The sequence below is a fragment of the Bradymonas sediminis genome (genome assembly GCF_003258315.1).
GTDB classification, from domain to species: Bacteria; Myxococcota_A; Bradymonadia; order Bradymonadales; family Bradymonadaceae; genus Bradymonas; species Bradymonas sediminis.
In genome coordinates, this window is record NZ_CP030032.1 from 3,792,120 (window position 1) to 3,808,031 (window position 15,912).

At 62.9% G+C, this 15,912-nt stretch carries 13 protein-coding genes; 7 read left to right on the plus strand and 6 right to left on the minus strand.

The window, feature by feature from the left end; genetic code table 11:
• The first annotated feature begins 45 nt into the window (after nt 1-45).
• The 3 genes from rpsD (at nt 46) to DN745_RS14280 (ending at nt 1,982) form a co-directional block, all read left to right on the plus strand.
• A complete protein-coding gene (gene rpsD, locus DN745_RS14270; RefSeq protein WP_111335880.1) occupies nt 46-657 on the plus strand; it encodes a 30S ribosomal protein S4 in 612 nt (203 codons plus the stop codon).
• Nucleotides 658-810: 153 nt separating this feature from the next.
• A complete protein-coding gene (locus DN745_RS14275; RefSeq protein ID WP_111335882.1) occupies nt 811-1,203 on the plus strand; it encodes a hypothetical protein in 393 nt (130 codons plus the stop codon).
• Complete coding sequence (locus DN745_RS14280) at nt 1,200-1,982, plus strand: enoyl-CoA hydratase-related protein (RefSeq protein WP_111335884.1); 783 nt, start codon at nt 1,200-1,202, stop codon at nt 1,980-1,982. The genes DN745_RS14275 and DN745_RS14280 overlap by 4 nt, the downstream gene beginning before the upstream one ends.
• A gap of 1 nt (nt 1,983) precedes the next feature.
• On the opposite strand, the gene DN745_RS14285 is transcribed toward DN745_RS14280, so the two are convergent.
• Together DN745_RS14285 and DN745_RS14290 are read right to left on the minus strand one after the other, a co-directional pair.
• A complete protein-coding gene (locus tag DN745_RS14285; protein ID WP_111335885.1) occupies nt 1,984-3,864 on the minus strand; it encodes a sigma 54-interacting transcriptional regulator in 1,881 nt (626 codons plus the stop codon).
• 9 nt (nt 3,865-3,873) lie between these two features.
• Entirely contained in the window at nt 3,874-5,388 is a 1,515-nt protein-coding gene (locus tag DN745_RS14290; RefSeq protein WP_111335887.1) for a hypothetical protein, read from the minus strand.
• Between the two features lie 444 nt (nt 5,389-5,832).
• On the opposite strand from DN745_RS14290, the gene DN745_RS14295 reads away from it, so the two are divergent.
• The 4 genes from DN745_RS14295 (at nt 5,833) to argS (ending at nt 11,435) form a co-directional block, all read left to right on the plus strand.
• A complete protein-coding gene (locus DN745_RS14295) occupies nt 5,833-6,045 on the plus strand; it encodes a Flp family type IVb pilin (protein ID WP_133622026.1) in 213 nt (70 codons plus the stop codon).
• A 145-nt stretch (nt 6,046-6,190) separates the two neighbouring features.
• Complete coding sequence (locus DN745_RS14300; RefSeq protein ID WP_111335890.1) at nt 6,191-8,014, plus strand: hypothetical protein; 1,824 nt, start codon at nt 6,191-6,193, stop codon at nt 8,012-8,014.
• Between the two features lie 139 nt (nt 8,015-8,153).
• On the plus strand, nt 8,154-9,284 hold the full coding sequence (locus DN745_RS14305) for a hypothetical protein (RefSeq protein WP_111335892.1): 1,131 nt from the start codon (nt 8,154-8,156) through the stop codon (nt 9,282-9,284).
• A gap of 177 nt (nt 9,285-9,461) precedes the next feature.
• Nucleotides 9,462-11,435 carry an arginine--tRNA ligase gene (argS, locus tag DN745_RS14310; RefSeq protein WP_133622025.1) on the plus strand — a complete coding sequence of 658 codons (1,974 nt, stop codon included), beginning with the start codon at nt 9,462-9,464 and terminating at the stop codon, nt 11,433-11,435.
• 102 nt (nt 11,436-11,537) lie between these two features.
• Here the strand turns inward: argS and DN745_RS14315 are convergent, their stop codons facing one another.
• The 4 genes from DN745_RS14315 to DN745_RS14330 all read right to left on the minus strand — a co-directional run bounded on the left by DN745_RS14315 (nt 11,538) and on the right by DN745_RS14330 (nt 15,735).
• Complete coding sequence (locus tag DN745_RS14315; RefSeq protein WP_111335896.1) at nt 11,538-12,374, minus strand: Rossmann-like and DUF2520 domain-containing protein; 837 nt, start codon at nt 12,372-12,374, stop codon at nt 11,538-11,540.
• Nucleotides 12,375-12,391: 17 nt separating this feature from the next.
• Nucleotides 12,392-12,967 carry a nicotinate (nicotinamide) nucleotide adenylyltransferase gene (nadD, locus tag DN745_RS14320; protein WP_111335897.1) on the minus strand — a complete coding sequence of 192 codons (576 nt, stop codon included), beginning with the start codon at nt 12,965-12,967 and terminating at the stop codon, nt 12,392-12,394.
• Nucleotides 12,968-12,988: 21 nt separating this feature from the next.
• Nucleotides 12,989-14,173 (minus strand): exo-beta-N-acetylmuramidase NamZ family protein, encoded by a 1,185-nt coding sequence (locus DN745_RS14325; RefSeq protein WP_111335899.1) that lies wholly within the window; start codon nt 14,171-14,173, stop codon nt 12,989-12,991.
• A 110-nt stretch (nt 14,174-14,283) separates the two neighbouring features.
• Nucleotides 14,284-15,735 (minus strand): hypothetical protein, encoded by a 1,452-nt coding sequence (locus tag DN745_RS14330; protein WP_111335901.1) that lies wholly within the window; start codon nt 15,733-15,735, stop codon nt 14,284-14,286.
• Nucleotides 15,736-15,912: the final 177 nt, after the last annotated feature.

Here is a 15,912-nt window from a genome sequence, read left to right on the forward strand (position 1 = left end):
GCGCGCCGAATAGACTTTACCCTGGCTTCTGAGAGAACAACGCTTATGGCACGTTATACCGGCCCTCGCCTTCGTATTATCCGCCGTCTGGGAACCGACCTCCCGGGCCTGACTCGTAAAATCGCCGACCGTCGTCCGTATCCGCCGGGCGATCACGGCCAAGGCCGTCAGCGCTTCAGCGAGTTCAAGAAGCAGCTCTACGCCAAGCAGAAGTTGCGCTTCAACTACGGCCTCAATGAGCAGCAGCTGCGTAACCTCTTCGTCGAAGCCCAGGCTTCGCGTGAGCCCGCTGGCCTGATGCTCCTTCGTCTGCTTGAGCAGCGCCTCGACAATATCGTCTTCCGCGCTGGCCTCGCCTCGACCATCCCGGCCGCACGTCAGCTCGTCGTCCACGGACACGTCGAAGTTAACGATCGCAAAGTCGACCGTCCCAGCTTCCGCGTGAAGCCTGGCATGAAAGTTTCGCTGCGCGCCAAGAGCCAGTCGCTCAGCTCGGTCGAAGCATCGGTCGCCAGCCCCTCGCTGCGCCACCCGGCCTACCTTACGGTCGACGAGAACACCAAGACGGCCACCATGGACCAGGTCCCGGGCCGCGAAGACATCCCCTTCCAGGTCGACGAGTCGCTCGTTGTCGAGTACTACTCGCCGCGTCTGTAAGAGCTGCGCCTGAAAAAGACGCTCGGGTTGTCAAAGACAACCCGAGTTGCAAAGATGAAAACCGCGGTGAAGCTCAACTTCGCCGCGGTTTTTTTTGTGTTTTTATTTCGACTTTTGATTCGCTGATATTCGCCTCGGCCCCTAGGATCCCGCATGCTCCAAGCGTCTTCTCGTACCCGTCAAATCTGGGTCGTATTCATCGCCCTCGCCCTGCTCAGCGCCTGCGCACCAGAGCGGGCGAATCGCGCCGAGGCCGACAAACAAGAGCTTAAGAGCGGCCAACAGGTCGCCGAAGCCGCCGCCAGGGGAACCCACGCGGCCGATATCGACAGCCTGGTCCTCGCCTCTTCGAGCATGGACGGGGACGCGCCCGACGACGATGACGAAGACGATGCTGATGACGAAGCGATGCCGGTCGCCCCGCCACCTGCGGCGCCCGACGCCGGCCTCACCGACGATCGCGACACCGTCGATGACGCCGATGCGTCCGAAGCCCCAGATACCCAAACCCCCGACGACGCCGACCCCAGCGGAGCCGCCCAATGAGCGATATTCTCTATAATGTGGACGCAGCGATCGCCACGATCACCCTGAATCGTCCCGACGCCCGAAACGCCTACTCCGACGCGATGGTCACCGGCCTCATCGACGCGCTTGACCGCGCCGAGCACGACCCGCAGGTGCGCGTGGTGCTCCTCACCGGCGCCGGGCCGGCGTTTTGCGCAGGCGGCGACCTCAAGAAGATGCGCGACCGCGAGGGCATGTTCTCGGGCGACTCGGTGGAGCTGCGCGATAATTATATCCGCGGCCTGCAGAGCATCCCGCGGCGCTTCAATCATTTCGAAAAACCCGTGATCGCCGCGATCAACGGGCACGCGATCGGCGCGGGACTGGACCTCAGCTTGATGTGCGACATCCGGGTCGCCAGCCGGCGCGCAAAATTCGGCTCGACCTTTGCCAACGTCGGGCTGATCCCCGGCGACGGCGGCGCGTATCTTTTGCCCCGAGTGGTCGGATTCTCACGCGCCGTCGAGCTGATCCTCACCGCGCGTATCTTTGACGCCGAGGAGGCCCTGCGCATCGATCTTGTCCACGAGATCTGCGAGCCCGCGGAGGTCATGCAGCGCGCCCAGGCCAAGGCCGCCCAGATCGCCGCGCTGCCGCCCAAGGCCATCAAGATGGCCAAGGCCGCGCTCTACCGCTGCGTGGACCGCGACCTCGAGACCTCCCTGCAGCTCACCGCCGCCCTGCAAGGCTGCGTGCAACGCACCGACGAGCACGACGCCGCCGTCGAGCGCCTGCTCGCCAGCCTCGACAAGGGCTAGGTCACAGGCCCAAGTGCTTCACTTCGATGACATCGCCGTCGGATTGAAGCACCGCCGCCTCGATCACCGACTTCAGCTCACGCACATTGCCCCGCCAGGCGTGCGCCATAAAGATCGCCTCCACGTCGCTCGAGAAGCGCTGGGCCGCGCGGCCGTAGCGCCGCCGGTAGGTGCTCAAAAAGGTGCGCGCCAGCGGCAGGATGTCTTCGGGGCGCTCGCGCAAAGACGGCATCGTCAGCGGGAATTTCGACAGCACCATATAGAGGTCGCGGCGGAAATGCCCGGCCTCAACGCGTTTGCGCAGGTCCCGATGCGTGCTCGCGATCAACCGCACATTCACCGGGCGCGCGGCCGCCTCGCCGGTGCGGCGCACCTCCGACTCGCGCAGCATCCGCAGGATCTTTCCCTGCAACAGGAGCGAGAGCCGGTCGATCTCCTCCAAAAACACCGTCCCACCCTCGGCCAACTCGAAGATCCCGGTGCGCGCATCCGTGTCACCGGTCAACTGGTTATTCGCGCTTCCGAAGAGCTCGAAGTCCAGGTCATCGCCCTTCAGGCTGCGGCAGTTGATCGCGGTGAGCATCGCGTCTTTGCGCGGGCTCAGGTGATGAATCGCCCGGGCGATCAGCGCCTTGCCGCTGCCCGCCTCGCCGAGCAAGAGCACCGGCTCGTCGTGGCTCACGCATTCATTGACCTTCTCATAGACCTCACGCGCCGCGTCACTCTCGGCGATAAAATCCTTATAGAAGTGGTGGCGGCGCTGGCGCTCGCGCCAATAGCGGTTCTCTTCCAACACGGCCTGGCCGCGGCGCACCCGATGATGCGCGTCGAGCACCGCGGCGGCGAGCGGCTCAAGCTGGCCGATCAGGTTGGCCAGGGCGCCCTCAGTCGCCTCGGAATCCGGCCCCGTCGGTGAGTCGACAAAATAAAGGCTTAGCACCGCGCCCAACTCTCCGCGCAACGCGCAGGGGATCAACACCTGGTAGCGCGCGGGCTCGGCGTAGTCGGTGTCATAGGGCTGTGAGTCATAAGGGTCGCTGTCAAACGCCTCGGAGTCGAACGCCTCGGAGTCGTACTCATCCGCCTCAAAGGGGTTGGCACCAAAGGGTAAATCGAGCGGCTCGGGCTCCACCTCAGAGAGTTCCAAAATAACAAATGAATCCAAAGACTTAAGCTCGCTTAAGATTTCGGAATTCTGGGCGCGAAAGATCTCCAGCGACTCGCGCCGCCGCCGGTAGGCCCCCAGCACGGACTCCATGACCGGGGTCACGTCATCACCCGCGTTTTCGGCCAGCGAAATCGCGTCGAGGCGGAAGTCTTCAGCGTGCCAGGCCACCGCCTCGATCGGCACGGCGAGGTCCACCCGCTTGGGCAATACCCCGAGGCTTGCGTGAGTGAAATAGGCCGCGCTCCTCAGGAAATTCTCGATGCTCGGCGCCTGGGCGAGCGCCCGGCTCACCCGGAAGAACAACCGCCCACCCTCGGCCGAGAGCCCGCGCTCGGCGCGCGGATTGATGGGATAGCGCGTCCACGCGCGCCCCTGCACCTTGTCCAACCCGAGCACCTCCAGGCGAACCGCCGGCGACTCCCCCAACCAGATCGCGTCGCCCGGGCGGATATGAAAGACCTGCTCCTCGACCCCATCGCTCGACTGCGTGCACTCCCCGTCACGCATGACCCGCGTCGCCTCCGAGCTGGCGCGCGCCCGAAAGACAAGCGCGTCCCCCTCATGAATCTCGAGGTCACCATGCACCTCGGCGATGGCACACCCAGTCAGGGCGACATCATTGAACGGCGCGCGCCCCACCGAGATCGACTTGCGGTCGAAGGCAAACTCACGGGTCGTGTCGTGGCAAATCGTACGAAATCGAATGGTCATCATCGCGCCTTTTCACTCAGGTTCGCTAGAAAGCATCATCATTTCATATTCCGACAGAGACTCAACCGGCCCCACATCGGGCATCGGCGCGTCACGGTCGCTCGACTGGCGAATCTCGGCCCACGCCTGCAGGCGAAACGCCTTGCGCCGCAGCTTCGGGCTCAACTCACTGACCCGCTTCATGGCGCTGGCACAGGTACGATAGCGCCCGGCGGTACAATAGCTATAGCCCTGACGAAACAGTCGCTCGGCGCGCTCCGCGTCGGACATGGTGAAGCGCTTCTCGCGCTCGCGCTGCGCCTGGGCCGCTTGCTCCGCGGCCGCCTGCTGGCCGGCCTGGCTCACGAGTTCGTGGGCGCGCCCAAGCGCCGGCGCCGGGTCGATCTCGGCAATCGTGGGCACCTCCGGCTCGGTAACCACCCGAAAGGCCGCCACACCCGCCCACCCAAGGCCACCAAAGACCAGCGCAGCCAAGACCCAGCAGACCGCCAGATGCTGCAGCGCCCGCTTCAGCGCGCCCGGCTTCGGCCACGGCGCCCAATACTCGCTGATCTTCTCGCCCTGCTCGCGCGCCTGGCCGACGCTCTCGACCCAGGGCTTGATTAAGATCGCCTTCTTGCAAATGGAGCCGACGCGCTCCTCCTCACCGTTATAGATCTGGCCCGCCCCCGGGGCGAGCGCGCTGAGCAACGCGGCAAGCGCCGGGATATGCTCGACGCGATCATCGAAACCATCGGGCGCATAAGGCGGGGCTTCGTTGCCGCGCAGGGCGTCGCTCATCTGCGTCGCGTCGAAGCCCCGGGCCGCGTTGAGCTTCGGTTCAGGCGCGCGGAGCACGCCCCATCCGCCAGGGGACGCGGGTGGTTTCGGCGGGGGATCGGCCGGGCGCGGGGTTGACGTAGTGTGCGCGTCTCTAGACATGATCTCGGGCGGCGCCGGCTCGGCGCCAAACGCGCCGGGCAGCGCCTCGCTCGAGTCGGCCTCGCTCGAGTCGGACTCAGGCGATACCGGCGCAGAGGACGAGGCGCTAGGCGGCTGGAATAACTCGGGAATCTCAAGATCATCCGCCTCGGCGAACACTCGCCCCCATCCGTTCTCATCGTCGCCGTCATCATCGTCAACGACGGGAGCGACCGAGGGCGAAGCCTCCGGGGCGCTGAGCGCTAGCGGGCTGCCGGCGACGGTGCTCGAGCGCTTCTTTGGCGCGGGAGGCGCCGGGATGGGAAGCTTCGGCTGCGCCGCCGCGGGTTTCTTTCCGGGGAGCCCGAGCGACGTCGATGTGCGCTTCTTTGGGGCCTCGCGCGTGGGAAGCGGCTCGCCCTCATCACCGGCATTTACGATGCGCGCGGGCACGCCGAGCGCGCGCAGGCGCTCCTGGAGCCGCTCGGCCTCCCCCTGGCTCAGATCCGCCTCGATCGTCATCGGACCCCGCGCCAACAGCGGAACAACCTGCGCCGGCGCTCGCCGCGTGACGGGCATCATCTTGCGCGCCAACTCCTCAACCGCCCCATCCCAATCTCCCGGCATTACTACAACGGACGAAGTTCCCTGTGTCATAAACGCCGCGCTTTTTGGAATATTCGCACCACTCGATCTTTGCTCCTGGCCAGGCCCGACGTCCCGGCGGCACCCTCGAATCGGACGCCGCTGAGACCGCTACCGTCTCTTAAAATGTAGGGGCCTGATGCTCGTATAAAACACACCGGCGAAACTATCAGATCCCCAGTGTTCTTCCCAGATCGCATCGGTTTGCCCAGGTGCACTTATATATTTTCACCCCGCACTGGATAAAAAAACGCCGTCCCCTGCCACAGGGCTCGCTACCAACCAGAATAATTGTATTTTTGGGGGAATACGCCCGTCGCCTCTATTTGATGCGGCGCATATGTTTTGGTATCCTCAGCGCGGTTGCGCAAATTTGAAGCCCCGATGAATGAATGTTTCATTCTGCCTAATCCCGGCAAGGACACAATGAATATCTCAACGAACACCCACCTCACTTCATTGCGAAAACGGCTTAAGGCGTTTCACGAAGATACCTATGCCGCGACCTCTACCGAGTATATCATCCTGCTCATCCTGATCGCCTGCTTTGTCATCGCGATCGTCAAAGTTTTCGGCACGACCGTGAGCCAGAAATACAAAGCGGCCGATGAGAAAGTAACGAAAGACGTTACATTTTAAATGGGTCGCACGCTTAAATTTTGATTGTTAATTGCACCCCGTGGTTTAAACACCGCCCCCCTTTTTTTGAACTGGAGAGAAAATGCGTCTTCGAGATAATTTGATTGCACGAAAAATGTTACTCGCAGCGATGGCGTCTGGACTCATGTTTGCTGCCAGTTGCGGCGGTGACGAGGGTCCAAATGACACCGATGGTGTTCAACAAGAAGCGACGACCAACACCTACGCGCTCGCGGACACCCAATACACCCGAAATATCCGGGTCTATAACAACGTCAAACGCCTCGATGACCGCGCCGCCGCCGTGGCTGTCCTCGAAGAAAAGCGCGTGCTCTTCCCCCTGGAAGCCGAGCAGCTGGTCGCCCAATATAAGGTCGGCGATATCATGGCGACCGCGGCAGGCGAGGGCCTGATTCGTCGCGTCGAGAGTGTCGAGCGCACCGGCGACAGCATCGTCGTCACCACGAGCGGCGCCGAGCTTAGCGATGTCTTCGCCGAGGGTGAGATCTTCATCGCCAAGCACGCCGAAGCGAACCTGCCGGTGCCGGAGAGCTTCCGCACCGACGAAAACGGCATGTCCACCCGCGCGTTTGATTTCGGTGGCATGATCGGCGGCCTGCTCGAAGACCCGGTTGGTTGGGACGGCAGCCTCTATGATTGGAATAGAGACTTCGCCTCCGACCTCAATAGCCGCATCCCGGGCGATTATCTCATCGTCGAAGAAGCCAGCGTTGACTTCGACCTCGGCGGCGAGATTTACGCCCAGCTCGAGATGAGCAGCTCGCCGCTCAAGAGCGTGCGCATCGGCTCCAACGGCACCGCCACCGCGACGCTGCGCGTGCGCCTGGAGTCGGCCGACGAGTATCACCTCGACGAAACCTACACGCTCTTCTCGACCAACCCGGCCGACGGCGCGCTGATGACCAAGCCCATCAAATCCTTCGATGTGGCTGGCCTGGCGCAGATTCAATTCGGCGCCAAATCGACCCTGAAGGTCAAAGCAGATCTCGACGGCACCCTGTCGGCGACCGGCGAGGTCAAGGCCAACGGTACCTTGAGCGGCGGCGTCGAGAAAAAAGGCCGTCGTTGGAAAGGCTATTGGGGCCACGGCATGTCGGTCCAGGGCTACGGACCGGACTTTCAAGGCGAGAAGAACTTCGTCGCTCAGCTTAAGCTCAACACCGAGCTGACCGTCAACCTCTCCAACACCGTTTCGGGCGACTTGAAGGTGGAGCCGGCCAATATCACCGCCGACTTCTCGCAGAAGATCAACGCGACCACCGGCGCATGCCCCACGTACTTCAACATCAACGCGGCCGGTAAAGCCTCGGGTGCTGTGACCAGCGCCAACCTGATGGGCTTTAAGATTCCGCTGATGAGTTCGCCGTCGAATTGGAATTTCTACGACAAAGACTGGCTCATTCGTAACGAGCAGCTCAACCTGCCGGGCATCTGCGACCCTGAGTATGTCGTGCCGTCCTTCGGCACCGGCGCTGGCCATGAAGGCCAGATGTGCGCCGAAGACGACGATTGCAAAACCGGCACCAGCTGCTACCGCAACACCTGCGTCCACGACGGCCCGACCCGCTTCTCGGTCGCCTGGTTCGACGACACCGATATCGACCTTGAGGTCGTCTCCCCCGCCGGCGAAGTCGTCGACTGGGAGAACTTCGCCGGAAACGCCTCCGACGACGGCCTGGTCTATGACTTCCCCAATTGCACCACCAAATGCGTGGGCAACGGCCCGTATGTCGAGAGCATCTTCTCGGACGCCCCGGTTCCCCCCGGCGTCTACACCATCCGCGTCGTGCACCATAAGAGCCGCATCGACGCCGGCAAAGGTGGCGACTTCGAAGTCGAGATCGAGAGCAACGGCGTGATCACCACCGAAGGTGGCAATATTCACGACGCCGTCGCCAACCCGCCCTTCAAAGGCAAGGCTGTTGAGTTCGAGTATACCGTCAAATAATTTGGCGCAGTTGACTGAATGAACGAGTACGGGCGCTGCAGTAAAATGCTGCGCCCGTACTGTTTTTAGCATCCATTTTTATCAGCCATAGAAGCGACCTGGGCTTCCATCGCAACTATTTTTATCGAACGAGTGAATTATGCAAATTTCCCGCTATTGCCTGCGAAACCGACTGATCCTCAGCCTCCTATTCATCGCCGCCGTCGCGCTGGCGGCCTGCGGAGATAACTCCCAAATCGTTGGCACCAGCAACAACCAGCCGACCAACAATAAGAAGGATACCGGCGGCGGCGGCGATAAAGACACCGGCACCCCCGACGCGGGCGACCCGGACACCACTGGCGAGGAGGACGCGGGCGACCCGGATACGACGACCGACCCCTGCCTGCAGACCACTCCGGCCGAGGCAGCCGCCTTCGCCGAGAACTACGCGCAGGCGCTCTGCGAGCGCGTCTTCGAGTGCCAGGATAACCCCAAGCTTGCGCTCTACGTGTCCTTCCTCGACTGGACCAGCGTCGACAATTGCAAGGAGAGCATCCTGGCCGGCAGCATCAGCGTCGAGCAAGCTCGCGCTGCCGCCACCAACGGCACCCTGCGGCTGAACTCCTGCGACGCCGCGACCTGCCTGCCGAGCATCGCCTCGGCCAGCTGTGACGGACTCGATCGCATCTTCGACGAAAACTACGTCGATGAGGTCGCCACCTGCTATTCCGCCTGGAGCGGGTCGCTGGCAGAGAACGCCTCCTGCACCATGGACGCTCAATGCGAAGGTCACCAGATCTGTGAGCGCCAGGACGAGGCTGCGACCTGCACCGGCACCTGCGTCGACGCGGGACTCGCTTCGGCCGGACAATGCGGCGATAAAACCTGCCGCGCCGACCAATATTGCAGCGGCTCCAACGACATCTGCATGAGCCGCCCCGATATCGGGGAGCCCTGCGACAACACCAAGGTCTGCCGCGCCAACGCGACCTGCCAATCCGGCACCTGCGCGGCGGTCACCTCCGGCCTTCAGGCCGGCCAAGCCTGCAACTTCAGCGATAAGCTGTGCAGCTTCGACCTCATCTGCCTGGCGGGCACCTGCGCCGAGGCCGCCGGCGTCGGCGAGAGCTGCAATTTCGTCGGCTGCCAGTCCGGCCTCTACTGCTCCGCACAGGGGGAATGCGCGGAGCTTGGCGGCCCCGGCGCCGCCTGCACCGAAGACGGCATGTGCCGCACCAACCGCTGCGTCAACGGAAGCTGCACCGATGTTGACGCCCTTTGCCCCTGATTCCCGGGCCGGCTGAACTCAAGATTTTACGCGACTTTTGCGTGGCGTCTTGAACACAGCGAAAGGGAGTGCGATAACGCCCGACGATCCTACCCATCGGTAGCGGTCGTCGGGCGTTTCGCGTTGGCCTTCCCCACCGCTTCGCGCCCCTATCACCCATCATTTCAACGTAAATTTTTGAAGGCATATATTATGCGCATCCAGGATATCGACGCCAAAATCAACTCCCTAAAATCCCAGGCGTTGCGCGCGCTCGACGTCCCCGAGGAGCTCATCGCAGCGGTCAACCTCGAGACGCCCCCGCAGCCCGAGATGGGCGACCGCGGCATTCCCTGCTTTAGCCTGGCGCGCCACTTCCGCAAGGCCCCGCCGATGATCGCCGAGGACCTCGTTGAATCCCTGCGCACGGTCATCGAGGGCTCGCTCAAAGACACCCCGCTCGGCCAGCTCATCGCCGAAGTCCGCCCGGTCGGCCCCTACGCCAACCTCTTCTTCGACCGCGCCGCGCTCGCCGAATTGGTCCTGAGCGAGGCGCTTGATGACCAGAAATTCGGCGCCGACACCACCGCCTCGCCCGAGCATTGGGCCTTCGAATATTCGGCGCCAAATACCAATAAGCCCCAGCACCTGGGCCACGTGCGAAACGACCTGCTCGGCTATAGCGTCGCCCAGATCACCCGCTGGGCCGGCCATAAAGTCACCCGCGTCAACCTGATCAACGACCGCGGCATTCATATCTGCAAGTCGATGCTCGCCTACCAAAAATGGGGCGACGGCGAGACCCCGGAGAGCTCGGGCATCAAAGGCGACCACCTGGTGGGCAAATATTACGTGCGCTTTAGCCAGGAGCTCGCCAAAGAATACGCGGCCTGGCTTGAGTCACCCGCGTCGGACGCGCGCTTCGAGACCTGGCAGGCCGAGCACCCCGTCGACCCCAAGGCGAAGACCCAACCCACGCCCGAGGAGCGCCGCGCCCAATTCGCCAGCGCCTATAAGGACGCGTATTTTAACCAGGACAGCGCACTCGGCGGCGACGCCCGCGCGATGCTGCTGCGCTGGGAGGCCGGCGACGCCGACACCATGGCGCTGTGGAAGATGATGAACGCCTGGGTGTTCAAGGGCTTCGACGAGACCTATGAGCGCCTGGGCATCGAGTTCGACCACACCTATTACGAATCGCAGACCTATAAATTCGGCAAGGATATCGTCCTCGACGCCCTCAAAGAGGGGCTCTTGGAGCAACTCGAAGACGGCGCGATCGTCGCCGACCTGGAGAAGCTCGGCCTCTCAGGCCAGGCGCAGGCTAAAAAAGTCCTGCTGCGCAGCGACGGCACCAGCGTCTATATGACCCAGGATATCGGCACCGCGCTCAAGCGCTTCGAGACCTATAACCTCGACAATATGGTCTATGTCGTCGGCAACGAGCAGGAATACCATTTCCAGGTCCTCTTCAAGGTCCTCGCCCTGCTCAAACCCGAGCTGGCCGGGCGCCTCTACCACCTCTCCTACGGCATGGTTGAGCTGCCCGAGGGCAAGATGAAGAGCCGCGAGGGCAAAGTCGTCGACGCCGACGACCTCATGGACCAGATGGAGGCGCTGGCCAACGAGGCCGTCCAGGAACGCTGGCCGGAGCTCAGCCCCGAAGACCTCAAGGAGCGCGCGCGCATCATCGGCATGGCCGCGCTGAAGTTCTATATCCTGGACTTCAACCCGCGCACGACGGTGAGCTTCGACCCCAAAAAGTCCATCGACTTCCAGGGACGCACCGGCCCGTATTGCCTCTATAGCTACGCGCGCATCCAGTCGATCGGGCGCAAGATGGGCGGCTGGCCGGCGCACACCGGCGAGGCGCGCGACGCCTGCCTGCGCGCCCTGCAGACCGACCTGGAGTTCGCGCTCATCCGTCACCTTCAGGATTGGCCGACGCTCGCCGCCCGCTCGGCGGCCGACCTCGACCCGAGCAAGATCAGCGAATACCTCTTCCGCCTGTGCAAGTCCTTTAGCACGCTCTATAACGACGACGCCCATAAGATCGTCGATATCGAGGACGCACAGCGCCGCGACGCCCTGCTCTACCTCGCCCAGGCCGTCGCACAGACCCTGCAAAAGGGCCTGAATCTGTTGGGCATCGAGACCCTCGAGGAGATGTAATCCTCGCCGCAGCCTAAACGAAAAAATGCCCGCTATCTGCTCCCTATGGAGTCAGATAGCGGGCGTTTTCGATCGTCTGGCGAGGCTTGAATAGGCCCAAAATCACTTCGCGGCCAGCCGCAGGGCCCGGGTGGTCAGAACCTCGTAGATCTGCGCTAATTGCGGGTCTTCGAGCCCCTGAAGGGCTTCGAGGTGCCGGTCGATGGTCGCCTGATCGCCCCGGGCGGCCGGGCCGCTCAGGGCGTCGGCGGTGTCCTGGCGCTCAAGGTTCTCGACGCAGGAGCGCGCGAGCGGCAGCATCATCTGGCGCGCCTGGGCACGGCTGATGCCGGCCTGCTCGGCCATCGCGAAGGCCGCGTCCATCAGCGCCACCAGCAGATTCGCCGTGGTGACGGCCGAGGCATGGTAGAGCAGCTTATTTTCCGAATCGATCTCAACCGGCGTCACGCCGATGGCGCCCATCAGCGCGCGCGCGAATTCGAGCGCCGGCGCGTCGCCCTCAAGCGACCAGGCGCATTTACTCAGCATGTTAAGCGCCTGAGCCGGGTCGGTGATAGCCTGCAGCGGATGCAGCGAGCCCACCGGCCCGGGGATGCCGGCGTCGCGCAAAAGCTGCGAGCTCAGGCTCCCCGCGGTATGCAGGACGATCTGGTCGTCGACCAGATAGGGGGCGAGCGCCTCGGCCGCCGCGGCGATTTCGGCGTCGACGACGGTGAGCCAGATAACGTCCGCGTGCGCGACGATCCGACTGGCAACCTGGCCCAGCGACGCGTGATAGGTGTGCTCCGGGTGGACCAACTCCGATGCGCGGCGCGCGGCCTCGGAGCTTCGGTTCCAAGTCGCATCCACCGGGATCCCCAGGGAGGTGGCCAGCAGGCCGAGCGTAATCCCGACCCGCCCAGCGCCGACGATCGCCCAGCGTTTCTTCAACGAATTCATGGTATTGCTGTCGTTTATTATGGCTTATAGATTTCGTGCAGGCGCACATACTCGAGGACATCGCGCGAGAGCCAGAAGCGAAGATCATCGTAATTCTCTTCGCGTAGCTGCTCGCGAACGCGCGTCGAGCTGACGTTGGGCAGCCGAAATTCGGTGCTCTTCGGGTGCGCGTCGCCGGTGTGCCCGGCGCGCCCGATGACGATCAAATCGACCAACTCCATCAGGCCATCCCAATTCTTCCAGCGGTCGGCCTCGCCCAAAATATCGCTCCCGACGATCAGCGAATAATCGTGCTTCGGATAGCGCTCATTCAACGCCTGGACGGTGTCGATGGTGCGGCTCTCGCCGCCCAGGTCACGCTCAATCTGGCAGATGGACACGCCCTCGATATGCCCGAGCGCGAGCTGGCACATGCGGATGCGATGCTCGAAGGAGGCCAGCGCCTTGTCGAAGGCGTGCTGATAGGTCGGCACCCACCAGACCTCGTCGAGGCGGTGGGTCTGCATCGCCCAGACCGTCGTCAAGGTGTGGCAAATATGCGGCGGGTTGAAGCTGCCGCCGAAGAGCCCGATTTTTTTGCGTCCAACGTCCATAGATCCAATCCGGTCGCGGCGTTATTTATATAGAAGGCAGCTCTCGCGGCGCGCCAAAAACTCCTCGCGCATCGGATCTTCGGCGTTGGCCACCTCGACCGGATTCTGGCCGGCCTCAAGCGCCTCGCGCCGCGCCACGTCGCCAATCAGCAGGTCGATGGCCAGGATATCGTCGACAAACTCATAGGCCTTGGTGCGCCACTCCATGACCCCGGGCTGCTCGAGCAGCGCGCTGATAATCGCGTAGGACATGGCCACGCTCTCGAACACATCGCGGTCGGTGACGTGAATCTGGAGCCCCGCGCAGGTCGCGTTCGCGTGCTTCTGGAACATCGGGCGAAAGGACGCCAGGCGGTACTCAACGCCGGGCAAATTGAACGCCATCATGCGCTCGCGAAGGCGCACCGCGTCGAGCCCCGGAGCCCCGAAGAGCTCGAAGGGCCGCGTCGTCCCGCGCGCCTCGCTCAGGGTCGTCCCCTCGAGGATGCACTGGCCGGGATACACAATCGCGGTGTCGAGCGTCGGCATATTCGGGCTCGGCATCACCCAGGGAAGGCCGGTCTCGTCGAACCACATCTCGCGGCGCCACCCCTTCATCTCGATGACCTCGTACTCGCACTCCCAGCAGCAATATTTCGCGAAGAAATGCGCCAACTCGCCCAGCGTCATCCCGTGGCGGGTCATCAGCGGCTGCATGCCGACGAAGGAGCGCATCTCGTCGCGCACGATATTGCCCTCCATCCCGACGCCGGTGATGGGGTTGGGCCGGTCGAGCACCCAGACCTCGACGCCGGCCTCGCCGCAGGCCTGCATCATCAGCCCGATGGTGTAGGCGTAGGTATAATAGCGGGAGCCGATATCTTGGATGTCGGCGATGACGATATCCAGGTCGGCCAGGTCTTCGGCGCTGGGCTGTAGGCTCTCGAAGGTCGAGCCGTATAGGCTCACCGTGGGGATGCCGCTGATGGGGTCGCGGGTCTCGGAGACGCTCTCCATATCCTGGGCCTCGGCGCGCACGCCGTGCTCGGGCCCAAAGAGGCGCTTAAGCTCAACCCCGCGGGCGGCGAGCGCGTCGATGGCGTGCTCCAGCGTGTGGTCGACGGTGGTGGGGTTGGCGAGCAGGCCGACGCGCGCGCCGGCCAGACGGCTGATGCGTGCGCGGTCGGCGAGTAATTGGTCGAGGCCGGTTTCTACGCGAATTTTCAACTTATAGCTCCCGCTCTAAATGCGACGGATGGACATGAAAATAGGCCCCCAAGCGTCGCGTATCGCGTCGGTTGGGGGCGTCTTTGATATAGCAGATTTAGGCCGGCGACTCAGCCCTGATCATCGCTGGGCTCTTTGGGCGCATCCGCGCTGCTGGGCTTGGGCGCTCTGCCCATGCCGGGCAACGCGACGCCGGTGACCTTGCCAGGCGCGGCCTTCGCGCTGCTGGTGTCATTTTCGACCATTAGCTCGCCCCAATCGCCGTGGGCGTTCGGGTCGTCGGGCATGGGCTTACCCTGCAAATACGCGCTCATCAGGTTGAGGCCCTGGATGATGCTCAGATACGTCTCGTCCTTGCTCTCCGTGGCGAACGCGTAGTCTTTGTTTCCGGCCAGGATTTCGCCCAACCCGTTCTCGATATCCGTGAGCGGCTTGCGCGATGCCTGGATGAAGAAGAGTATAAGGATGATGCCAACCACCAGGATTGCCACGGCCAGCGCGAGGAAATTCGTGGTCGCCTGAGCGACGGGGGTCTTCGCGTCCGACAGCGGACTCAGCACGATAAATCCAGCCGGCTGCTCGGCCACGCCGAATTGATTGCCGAAGAATCGCGCCATCGCCAAATAGGATTTGCCGCCGAATTCCAACGTGCGCACCGCGTCGGGGGAGTCCGACTCGAGCAGATTTTGAGCGGAGAACGCCGCCGCGCTCAGCTCATCTTCCTCTGCGCTGGCCAGGCTCGACGCGACGATCTTATTGCCGTGAAAGAACGCAAATTCGGGCGCCGAGATAGCGCTCGATTTGGTATCCTCACCGCCGGGCGCAGCGAAGCCGGCGAGCAAGCTCTGCGACTCTTTGGCCAACCCGTCATGAATAAGCGTCCCCGCCACCACGACGCCGCGCGCAGATTGCGACGCGGTCGGGCGAATCGGCACGATCGCCACGCGGTAAAGCGCGGGCGAATCAGTCTCATTCCACGCCCAGGTCCAGATCTCGGTTTTAATCTGATTATCCTGCACCGCCTTCAACACGGTCGGATGAGTCTTGGCGACGTTGGTATCCCACCAGCGCTTTCGGCCACGCCCCAGGGCGGCGACCGATTTTCCGTTCTGGTCGAGCACCATGAAGATGTCCGGCACGGCAGGGTCACGCGCGTAGAGGTCGCGGTCCTGGTTAAGGGTCGCCGCGGCGGACTTCGCCGCCTCGGTCATGCGCAGCTCGTCGACCTTGAGCGGCTCGTCATACACCGCCACATGGCGCACACCGTCGGCGGTCTTGGCCTCCGGGTATTTAGCGAAGAGTTGCTCATAGAGCAGCTCGTTATTGGTCAGGCGCATCGTGCTATAGAGCTCCTCGCCCTGCGCGGTGAATTGCGCTTTGGCGATCAGCGCGACTTCATCGAGGCGCAGCGAATGCTGGGCCACCGTGGCCGAGCGGCGCATCGACGCCTCAACATTCTCCTCCAGCGAGGACTGAATCTGGCCATTGAGGATGAAATAAGCGCCACCGGTCAGAACACAGAGGAGCACGAAATATGTGAGAATAATTTTTGCTCGAAACATCGCTCACCGTCCTAGTGGCAGGGAGTTGCAGGGTTGTACGGCACGGGTGCACCGTTTTTTCTGCATCCTAAATAAACACTTTATCGACTCAATCACGAAGGGGCATATTATCGGGCGCCCCCGATGCCGTCAATTCACATGCAGGTCCAGAAAATATGCCCCTCGGGCAAATCCCCC